The organism is Geodermatophilus sp. TF02-6, from assembly GCF_003319115.1.
GTDB lineage: Bacteria > Actinomycetota > Actinomycetes > Mycobacteriales > Geodermatophilaceae > Geodermatophilus.
In genome coordinates this window covers 39,323-49,688 of the sequence record NZ_QOHF01000031.1, presented here as the reverse complement: position 1 = coordinate 49,688, position 10,366 = coordinate 39,323, and the positions used below count along the sequence as shown (strand labels likewise).

General features: G+C 75.3%; 7 protein-coding genes. 1 reads left to right on the top strand and 6 read right to left on the bottom strand.

What is annotated here, in order from left to right; genetic code table 11:
• Positions 1 to 255: 255 nt before the first annotated feature.
• Positions 256 to 1,635 (bottom strand): PLP-dependent aminotransferase family protein, encoded by a 1,380-nt coding sequence (locus DQ238_RS20765; RefSeq protein ID WP_113783149.1) that lies wholly within the window; start codon positions 1,633 to 1,635, stop codon positions 256 to 258.
• Between the two features lie 80 nt (positions 1,636 to 1,715).
• Between DQ238_RS20765 and DQ238_RS20760 the strand changes: the two genes are divergently transcribed.
• Entirely contained in the window at positions 1,716 to 2,375 is a 660-nt protein-coding gene (locus tag DQ238_RS20760) for a pyridoxamine 5'-phosphate oxidase family protein (protein ID WP_113783157.1), read from the top strand.
• Between the two features lie 197 nt (positions 2,376 to 2,572).
• Here the strand turns inward: DQ238_RS20760 and DQ238_RS20755 are convergent, their stop codons facing one another.
• The 5 genes from DQ238_RS20755 to nuoL form a co-directional block, all read right to left on the bottom strand.
• Positions 2,573 to 3,634, bottom strand: coding sequence for a sorbosone dehydrogenase family protein (locus tag DQ238_RS20755; protein ID WP_233496149.1), 1,062 nt, complete (start codon positions 3,632 to 3,634; stop codon positions 2,573 to 2,575).
• 416 nt (positions 3,635 to 4,050) lie between these two features.
• On the bottom strand, positions 4,051 to 5,109 hold the full coding sequence (locus tag DQ238_RS20750; protein ID WP_113783147.1) for a polyprenyl synthetase family protein: 1,059 nt from the start codon (positions 5,107 to 5,109) through the stop codon (positions 4,051 to 4,053).
• A complete protein-coding gene (nuoN, locus tag DQ238_RS20745) occupies positions 5,109 to 6,653 on the bottom strand; it encodes an NADH-quinone oxidoreductase subunit NuoN (RefSeq protein ID WP_113783146.1) in 1,545 nt (514 codons plus the stop codon). The genes DQ238_RS20750 and nuoN overlap by 1 nt, the downstream gene beginning before the upstream one ends.
• Positions 6,653 to 8,302, bottom strand: a complete 1,650-nt coding sequence (locus DQ238_RS20740) for an NADH-quinone oxidoreductase subunit M (protein ID WP_113783145.1) — start codon at positions 8,300 to 8,302, stop codon at positions 6,653 to 6,655. The genes nuoN and DQ238_RS20740 overlap by 1 nt, the downstream gene beginning before the upstream one ends.
• A gap of 94 nt (positions 8,303 to 8,396) precedes the next feature.
• Positions 8,397 to 10,295 carry an NADH-quinone oxidoreductase subunit L gene (gene nuoL / locus DQ238_RS20735; RefSeq protein ID WP_233496148.1) on the bottom strand — a complete coding sequence of 633 codons (1,899 nt, stop codon included), beginning with the start codon at positions 10,293 to 10,295 and terminating at the stop codon, positions 8,397 to 8,399.
• Positions 10,296 to 10,366: the final 71 nt, after the last annotated feature.

Here is a 10,366-nt window from a genome sequence, read left to right as displayed (position 1 = left end):
CGACACCGCGGCCAGGAGCCGTCCCCCGCCGCCGTGGAGCCCCACGCCCCCGTCCCTGCTCGGGGGAGCCTCCGGCCCCCCACTCACAGGGACCGACACCGCGGCCAGGAGCCGTCCCCCGCCGCCGTGGAGCCCCACGCCCCCGTCCCTGCTCGGGGGAGCCTCCGGCCCCCCACTCACAGGGACCGACACCGCGGCCAGGAGCCGTCCCCCGGGCGCGCGCCGTTCGCGGCTGCGTCGGAACCGGTGGTGGTCTCAGCGCAGGGCATCCCGCAGCGCCGCGGTGAGCACGGGCAGGGCCCGGCGGAGATGGGTGCGGGTCGGAGCGGCGAACCCCACGACCAGGCCGCCCCCGGGGTGGGACGGCGCGGAGCCGGTCCGGTGCCGCCCGAGCCCGTCGACCACGACGCCCCGCGCGGCCGCGGCGGCGACGACCGCCTCCTCGGTGGCCGGGTCGGGCAACGGCACCAGGACGTGGGCACCGGCCGGGTCGCCCTCCGCGTGCGCCCCGCCTGCGGCCACCGCCGCCAGCACCTCCGCACGCCGGCCGGCGAGCTCACGGCGCAGCCGGCGCAGGTGCCTGGCCAGGTCGCCGCTGCCGGCCAGCGCGGTGAACACCCGCTGCCCCGCCCGGGCGGGCCGGGCGCCGGTCGCCGTCCGCCGGGCCACGAGGGCGGTGCGCAGCTCGGGCGGGGCGATCAGCCAGCCCACGCCGAGCGTCGGGCTGACGATCTTGCTGGTGGTGCCCAGGTGCACCACGACGTCCGGGCCGAGCGCACCCAGCAGGGGCAGGGGCGCCACGTCGTAGCGCAGCTCGCCGTCGTAGTCGTCCTCCAGCACCCACCAGCCCTCGGCGCGGGCCCGGGCGACCAGGGCGACCCGCCGGGCCGCGGACAGCCGCCGGCCGAGCGGGAACTGGTGCGCCGGCGTGCAGTACACCGCCGCGAGGCCGGGAGGCACCGCGTCGACCACCAGCCCGTCGCGGTCCACGGGCAGCGGCACCACGTCGACGCCGCCGTCCCGCAGCGCGCCGACGACCCGCTGGTAGCCGGGGTCCTCCACGCCGACCCGGCTGCCGCGCGGCAGCAGTCCGGCGACCTCGGTGACCGCCGCCGAGGTCCCCGCGGTGGCCAGCACGTCCTCGGGCGCGGCGGGCAGCCCGCGGTGCCGGAGCAGGTGGTCGGTCACCGCCCGCGCGAAGGCCGGGTCGGCGGCCGGCTCGGGGCCGGCGTCCGGGGGCGCGTCGCCGGCGGCGCGCCAGGCGCGCCGCCACGCGGCCCGGTCCAGCACCTCCAGGCACGGGGTGCCGGCCCGCAGGTCGGTTCCGGGGGTGGTCGCCCGGGCCGACGGCCGCCGGACGGCCGGGGTGGTCCGGGCCGCGGCGGCCGCGCCGACGACGAAGGTGCCCACGCCGCGACGTCCGTCCGCCCAGCCTTCGGCGAGCAGCTGGTCGTAGGCGGCCGCCGTGACCGTGCGACTCACCCGGAGCGCGCCGGCGAGCTCGCGGGTCGAGGGCAGCCGGTCGCCGGGGCGCAGCACGCCGGCCGCGGCCGCGGCCCGCAGCGCGTCGGCCAGTTGCACCGACAGCGGCGTCCGCGAGGTCCGGTCGAGCACGACCGGTGGGACGTCGACCATCCCGACACCTCCAGTGGCCTGCCGGGAAGGCAGCGTATTGGCTCTTCGGGGAGGCCACCGGGTCGGGCAGGGTGGGGACCGTGCACCCCGCTCCCCCGCTGTCCCCCACCCCCCGCAGCACCGTCCGCCGCGGCGCCAGGCGCGCCCGGACCGACCGCGCCGAGCTGTACGCCGTCCTCGACGCCGGCCTGGTCGGACACCTGGGCGTCGTGCTGGGCGACGCGCCGGTGGTGCTGCCCACCGGCTACGGGCGGCGCGGCGACACCCTCTACCTGCACGGCTCCACCGGGGCGGCCTCCCTGCGGGCCGCGGCCGCCGGGGCGCCGGTCTGCTTCACCGTGACCCACGTCGACGGGATCGTGTACGCCCGCTCGGCCTTTCACCACTTGATGAACTACCGCTGCGCCGTCGTCCACGGGGTCGCCCGGCCGGTCACCGACCCGGCCGAGCGGCTGCTCGGGCTGGAGGTGCTCACCGAGCACCTGGCGCCCGGCTCCTGGACGGCGACCCGGCGACCCGACCGCCGGGAGCTCGCCGCGACCGCCCTGCTCACGCTCGACCTGACCGAGGCGAGCGTCAAGGTGCGCACCGGCCCGCCCGGCGACGACGAGCGGGACCTGACCGCCCCGGTGTGGGCGGGGGTGCTGCCGCTGCGCACCGTGGTCGGCGAGCCGGACTCGGATCCGCTGCTCCCGCCGGGCACCCCGGTGCCGGCCCGGGTGCGCGACCGGGTGCTGTGACGGTGACACTGTCGTCCTCCGGACGAGGACCGCGGCCAGGTGCCGTCCCCGACGCGCGCTGAGCCCAGGCCTCGTCCCGGGCCCCGCCCCGAGCTTGCGAGGGGTGGGGAGGACGGGGTCGTCCTGCTCCTCGGGGATCCTGCGGGCCCCAGTCGTCGGCGCGCCTCGCAGGGCGACACCGGGCCGCGACCTCGTGGTCACGGCCGGGACGTCACCCTCAGCAGCACGTCGGCGTCCCCGCCGTCGTCGGTCGTGACGTACAGGGCGCCGTCGCCGCCCAGCTGCACCGTGCGGATGCGGCCGTGGGTCCCTTCGAACTCGGGCAGCCGGAACTGCTCGAGCAGGGTGCCGTCGTCGGCGACCCGCAGGGCCAGCACCCCTCGTCCCTTGAGCAGGCCGAGCAGCAGCAGCCCGTCGTAGGCGCCCCACCGGTCCCCGTCGAGGAAGGTGGCACCCGAGGGGGCGATGGTCGGCGCCCCCGAGGCCCAGGTGGCCGACAGGACGTCGGGCAGCGCGGGGTCGGTCATCGGGACGTACTCGCCGTAGCCGGGACCGTGGGGGGCGAAGCCGCCGTTGCCGCCCGGACGGAGCACGGTCACCTCGTCGTCCCGGTCGGGGCCGTGCTCGGCGGCGTACACCTGGCCGGAACCGGGACGGACGGCCAGCCCCTGCACGTTGCGGTGCCCGTAGGTCCAGATGCGGGGGTCGGCTCCCGGCCGGTCGGCGAACGGGTTGCCGGCGGCCGGGCTCCCGGTGGCCGGGTCGACCCGGAGCACCTTCCCGGCGAGCGTGCCCAGGTCCTGCGCGGTGTCCGGGTCGGCCGCGTCGCCGGTGCTCACCAGCAGGGCACCGGTGGGGTCGACGCGCAGCCGGCAGCCGCCGTGCCGACCGATGCGCTCGTTGACCGGGATGCCGTCGAGCAGCGGGTCGGCGACCCGGGTGGCGGCGCGCCAGGCCCCGTCGACGGTCCAGGCGACCACCGCGACGGACCGGCCGTCGTCGTCCTCGCGGCCCTGGCAGGTGTAGAAGCGCCGGTTCTGCGCGAACGCCGGGTCGAGCACCAGCCCCATCAGCCCGGTCTCCCCCGTGGCGAACAGGTCGGCGAAGTCGGCGGCGACCTCCTGCACCGTGCCGTCGGGCAGCACCGCGGTCAGGCCGCCGTCCCGCTCGTCGAGCAGCAGGGTGCCGTCGGGGGCCTGCGCAACGTCCCAGGGGTGGTCCAGGCCGTCGGCGATCACCGTGACGTCGAGCGTCGGCACGGACGTCGCGGGCACAGTCGGGGTCGGAGCCGGGGTCGGGGTCGCGGCGTCGGGGGCCGGCGGCGCCGCCGGGCCGCACGCGCCGAGCAGCCACGCACCGAGCAGCAGGGCCCCGGCGCCCGTGCAGCCCCGCCGCCGGCCCCGTCCAGGGCACCGCCGGCCCCTCTGCAGGCAGAAGGACCCCCTCCCCGAGCCCTTCGCACGCTCAGGGCACGCCCGGAGGGGGCCTGGTGCGAGCCTGCGAGCAGTGGGGGGAAAGGGGTCCTTCCCCGAGGGGTGGGGAGGAGGTCCTTCGACGAAGGGCTCGGGGAGAGGGTCCTCCTCCGAGTGGCGGGGGGCAGGGGGGTCCTCTTCCGAGCGGTGGGGAGGACGGGGTCCTTCTCGGGGTCCTTGCCCGGTGGGGGGCATGGGGGTGCTCAGCTGGTGCGCCTGACGACGTACTCGCACAGCGCCGACAGAGCCTCGTGGACCGGCCCCTGCGGAACGGCGGACAGCCGCGCCCGCGCCCGGTCGGCGTACTCGCGCAGCACCCCGGTGGCACGCTGCAGGGCCGCGGAGGACCGCAGCAGATCCAGCGCCTCGGCGTGCTCGGCGTCGTCGGTGATCGGCCCGGACACCAGCTCCCGCAGCCGCTGCTCGGCCGGGTCGTCGCCGGCGAGCGCGAACAGCGCCGGCAGCGTGGCGATGCCCTCGCGCAGGTCGGTGCCCGGCGACTTCCCGGAGGCGCCGCCCTCGCTGACGATGTCGAGCAGGTCGTCGGAGAGCTGGAAGGCGACCCCTACCTCCTCGCCGAACGCGGTCAGCGCGACCACGAGCTCGTCGTCGACCCCGGCGAAGGAGGCGCCGAAGCGGGCGGAGGTGGCCACCAGGGAGCCGGTCTTGTCGGCCAGGACCCCGAGGTGGTGGGCCACCGGGTCGTCGCCGGGCCGGGCGCCGACGGTCTCCCGGATCTGCCCGGTGACCAGCCGCTCGAAGGTGCGCGCCTGGATCCGCACCGCCTCGGGGCCGAGGTCGGCCAGCAAGTCGGAGGCGCGGGCGAACAGGAAGTCGCCGGTGAGGATCGCGATGCTGTTCGACCACCGGCTGTTGGCGCTCGGCGCCCCCCGGCGGACGGCGGCCTCGTCCATGACGTCGTCGTGGTAGAGCGTGGCCAGGTGGGTCAGCTCGCAGACGACGGCGGCCTCGGTCACCCCCGGCGCGAGCGGGTCGCCCAGCTCGGCGGCGAGCAGCGTGAGCAGCGGCCGGAACCGCTTGCCGCCGGCGGCCACCAGGTGACCGGCGGCCTCCGCGATGAAGGTGTGCTCGCTGCCGACGGCGGCGCGCAGCACACCCTCGACGCGGGTCAGGCCCGCGGCGAGGCGGACTCCCAGGTCACCGTCGGGAAGCCACGGCCCGATCGAGGAGGCGGGGGTCGAGATCGGCTGCCAGGTGGCGGTCGGGGTGTCCCCGCCGACGGCGGCGCTGGCTCCGGTCATCAACCGACGAAGATAGCGGCCCGCTCGGCTACGTCGAGCACCGCCCCGGGCGCGATCCCCAGGACGACGGTCGCGGTGACCGTCACCGCGAGGACGATGGTGGTCGGCAGGCCCGGGACACCGACCGTGGGGCCGTCGACCACGGGCTCGGCGAAGTACATGAGCACGATGACGCGCAGGTAGAAGAACGCCGCCACCGCGCTGGCCAGCAGCGCCACCACGACCAGCGGCCAGGCACCGGCGTCGATCGCGGCCCGGAAGACGGCGAACTTGGCGGTGAACCCGCTGGTGAGCGGGATGCCGGCCAGGGCCAGGAGGAACAGGGCCATCACCGCGGCGGTGAGCGGTGAGCGCCGGGCCAGCCCGGCCCACCGCGACAGGTGGGTGGCCTCGCCGGCGCCGTCGCGCACCAGGGTCAGCACCGCGAAGGCGCCGAGCGTGGTGAGCCCGTAGGCCAGGAGGTAGAACATCGTCGCGCCGAGCCCGGAGCCGGCGGCGTCCGCACCGCCGTTCAGGCCGAGCACCCCGGTGAGCAGGAACCCGGCGTGCGCGATCGAGGAGTAGGCGAGCATCCGCTTGAGGTCGGTCTGGGTGAGGCCGAGGACGGCGCCGACGACCATCGAGACGATCGCGATGCCGTAGACCAGCGGCCGCCAGGTCCACTCGCTGGTGCCGAAGGCGACGTAGAGCAGCCGCAGGATGGCCCCGAACGCGGCGACCTTGGTGCAGGCGGCCATGAAGGCGGTGACCGGGGTGGGCGCGCCCTGGTAGACGTCCGGCGTCCAGGCGTGGAAGGGCGCCACGCTGGCCTTGAACATCAGCCCCACGACGAGCAGGGCCAGGCCCAGCACCAGCAGCAGGTCGGTGCCGCCGACGGCGGCGGCCGCCCGGATGTCGGCCAGCCGGACGCTGCCGGTGGCGCCGTAGACCAGCGCGAGGCCGTAGAGGAAGAACGCCGAGGCGAAGGCGCCCAGCAGGAAGTACTTGACCGCCGCCTCCTGCGACAGCAGCCGACGGCGGCGGGCCAGCCCGCTGATCAGGTACAGCGGCAGGCTGAGCACCTCGAGCGCGACGAACATGACCAGCAGGTCGTTGGCCGCGACGAAGAGCATCATGCCGCCGACGGCGAAACCGGTCAGCGGGTAGACCTCGGTCTGCACCCGCGAGGAGGTCATCAGCTCGCGGTCGCGCGGGCTGCCCGCGGGCACGGCCGCGGCGGCGACGAACGCCGAGCGGGCGGGGTCGAGCGAGCGCTCGGCGAACAGCAGGACCGACAGCGCGCCGAGGCCGGCGATGGTGGCCTGCAGGAAGACCGCCGGGCCGTCGACGGCCAGGGCGCCGCCGGCGGTGACCTGGCGCTCCCCGGCGAGCAGCAGGCTGGTGACCAGGCCGCCGAGGGTGCCGACGAGGGCGACGGCGACCTGGACGCGGTGCCGGCCCTCCGGCGGTCCGAAGGCCTCGACGAGGACGCCGACGCAGGCAGCACCCAGGACGAACAGCAGCGGGGCGAGGGCCGCGAGGGAGATCTCGGGAGCCTGGACCATCAGTCGGCCCCCTCGACGTCGGTGGTGGCGGGCTGGACGCCGGCCGGGTCGGCTCCCACGTCGACCATCGTGGCGGCGACCGCCGGCTCGATCAGGCGGACCAGCGGCTGCGGGTAGAACCCCAGCGCGATGATCAGCGCGACCATCGGGACCGCGACGGCCAGCTCGCGGCGGCCCAGGTCGGGCACCCGCAGCCGCGGGACGGCCGGCGGCGCGGGGGCGGTGACCGTCGCGGTCGCGGCGGACGCGCCACCGCCACCGGAGACGGCGGGCTCGAGCGTCTCGGACGGCTCGGGTTCGTCGAGGAGGACCCCGCGCGGCGGGCCGTGCATGGTGCGCTGGTAGAGGATCAGCACGTACAGCGCGGCGAGGATGATGCCCACGGTCGCCAGGACGGTGAACACCGGCCGGGTCGGGAACGAGCCGATCAGCACGAGGAACTCGCTGACGAAGCTGTTGGTGCCTGGCAGGGCGAGCGAGGCCAGCCCCGCGACGAGGAGGACCCCGGCCAGCACCGGGGCCTGGCTGGCCACACCGCCGTAGTCGCTGACCTGCCGCGACCCGCCGCGCGCGATGAGCATGCCCACGGCGAGGAAGAGCAGCCCGGTCGAGATGCCGTGGTTGACCATGTACAGCACCGCGCCGGTCCCGGCCTCGGTGGTGAAGGCGAAGATGCCCAGCGCGATGAAGCCGAAGTGCGCGATCGAGGTGTAGGACACCAGCCGTTTCATGTCGCTCTGCCCCATCGCCAGCAGCGCGGCGTAGAGGATGCCGGCGACGGCCAGCACGAGCACGAACGGCGCCAGGTCGCGGGAGGCGTCGGGGAACAGCGGCAGGCAGTAGCGGATGAACCCGAACGTGCCGACCTTGTCCAGGACGCCGACCAGCAGCACCGCCCCGCCGATCGGCGCCTCGGCACCGGAGTCGGGCAGCCAGGTGTGGAACGGCACCAGCGGCGCCTTGATCGCGAACGCGACGAAGAAGCCGAGGAACAGCAGCTTCTGCACGCCCGGGTCGATGTCGATCTGCCGCAGCGCGTCGAAGGCGAAGGTGCCCTCGCCCAGCTCGCCGCTGCTGACCACGTACAGCCCGATGACCGCGGCCAGCATGACCAGCCCGCCGACCAGGCTGTAGAGGAAGAACTTGACCGCCGCGTACTGCCGGCGCGGCCCGCCGAAGCTGCCGATCAGGAAGTACATCGGGACGAGCATCGCCTCGAAGAAGACGTAGAACAGGAAGACGTCGGTCGCGGCGAAGACGCCGACCATCAGCGACTCGAGCAGCAGCAGCCAGGCGAAGAAGGCCCGCACCGACCGCCGTCCGGGCGCGGTTTCCCGCCAGGAGGCGAGGACGACCACCGGCATCAGCACGCCGATCAGCAGCAGCATGACCAGGGCGATGCCGTCGACGCCGAGGGCGAAGTCGACGCCGAAGTCGGGGATCCAGGCCACCGAGGTGGTCAGCTGGAACCGGTCGCCGCCCGCGTCGAAGGCGACCGTCGCGAGGACCGCCAGCACGAGCACGAGCAGGCTGACGCCGAGGGCGAGCTGCTTGGCGAGCGCCTCGCGGTCCCGGGGCAGCGCGGCGACGGCGGCCGCGCCGATCGCCGGGACCACGATCATCGACAGCAGCCACGGGAAGTCGGTCACGACGTCGCCTCTCGGTCGGTGGGGACCCTGCTCGCCGGCACCGGTGCGCTCCCGCCCGGGAGAGCCGGCCGGACGGCACCGCTCGTCCCGCCGCTCATCCCACCGTCACCGCCAGCAGCACTCCGGCGACGACGACGGCGCCGCCGAGCATCGACAGCGCGTAGGAGCGGACGAAGCCGGTCTGGGCGCGGCCGAGGCGGGACGACGAGCCGCCCAGCGTCGCGGCCAGGCCGTTCACCGCGCCGTCCACCCCGCGGTTGTCGATGAAGACCAGCGCGCGGGTCAGCCACTGGCCGGGCCGCATGAACAGCGACTCGTTGACCGTGTCGGCGTAGAGCGCGCGGCGGGCGGCCCGGGTCACCGGCGAGACCCGCACCGGCGCGGTCACCGGCACCTCGCGGCGGCCGACGAACACCCACGCGGCGAGGACGCCGAGCACCATGGCCGCGGTGACCAGCAGGCTCACCGTCAGCGGCGCGACCACGTGCTCGGCCTCCGTCGGCGCCCCGAAGACCGGCGCCAACCACTCCTCCAGCGGGAACGCCACCACCAGCAGGAAGCCGGCCAGCACCGACCCGACGGCGAGCAGCACCATCGGGACCGTCATGACCGGCGGCGACTCGTGCGGGTGGACGCCGGGCTCCCAGCGGGGCCGGCCGGCGAAGGTCATCAGCATCAGCCGGGTCATGTAGAAGGCGGTGAGCCCGGCGGCGAGGACGGCGACCCAGCCGAGCAGGGAGCCCCAGCCGTCGCCCCGGTCGAACGCGGCCTCGATGATCGCGTCCTTGGTGTAGAAGCCGGAGAGGAACGGGAAGCCGATCAGCGCCAGGTAGCCCAGCCCGAAGGTGACGAAGGTGGTCTTCATCCGGGAGGCCAGCCCGCCGAAGCGGCGCATGTCCACCGAGTCGTCCATGGCGTGCATGACCGAGCCGGCGCCGAGGAAGAGCCCGGCCTTGAAGAAGCCGTGGGTGAGCAGGTGCGCCAGCCCGGCGACGTAGCCGATCGGCCCGAGGCCGACGGCCAGGAACATGTAGCCGATCTGGCTGACCGTCGAGTAGGCCAGCACCTTCTTGACGTCGTCCTGGGCGCAGCCGGCGACGGCACCGATGGTGAGCGTGATCGCGCCGACGGCGAGGACGGCGGCCCGCGCGGCCGGTGTCAGGTCGTAGATCGGCGCGCTGCGGGCGATGAGGTACACGCCGGCGGTGACCATGGTGGCGGCGTGGATGAGCGCCGAGACCGGGGTGGGGCCCTCCATGGCGTCGGGCAGCCAGGCCTGCAGCGGGAACTGGCCGGACTTGCCGCACGCGCCGAGCAGGAGCAGCAGGCCGATCGCGGTGACCGTGCCGCCGGTCAGCAGGCCGACCGAGCCGAACACGCCGGCGTAGGAGACGGTGCCCAGCTGCGCGAACAGGACGAAGATCGCCAGCGCCAGCCCGACGTCGCCGACCCGGTTCATGACGAACGCCTTCTTCGCGGCGGTGGCCGCCGCGGGGCGCTCGTACCAGAACGCGATGAGCAGGTAGGAGGCCAGGCCCACACCCTCCCAGCCGACGTAGAGGGCCACGTAGTTGTCGCCGAGGACGAGCAGCAGCATCGCCGCGACGAAGAGGTTGAGGTAGGCGAAGAAGCGGCGCCGGTGCGGGTCGTGCGCCATGTAGCCGACCGAGTAGACGTGGATGAGCGCGCCCACGCCGGTGATCAGCAGCACGAAGACCGCCGACAGCGGGTCGAACAGCAGCCCGGCCCGCACGTCCAGCGAGCCGACCGAGACGAAGGTGAACAGGTCGACGTCCACCGCCCGGCCGTCGAGCTGCACGGTGCACAGCAGGCCGAGCACGAACGCCGAGACCACCGTGGCCACGCCCAGCAGGTGGCCCCACCGGTCGGTGCGCCGGCCGCCGAGCAGCAGGACGGCGGCGCCGGCCAGCGGCAGCGCGATCAGCAGCCAGGACGAGGCGATCAGCCCGTCGGCGGGCGACAACTCAGGCACCGGTTCTCCGCATCAGTCGGTCGGCCGTCGTGGCCCCGTCCCGGGTCCCGCCCCGAGCCTGCGAGGGGTGG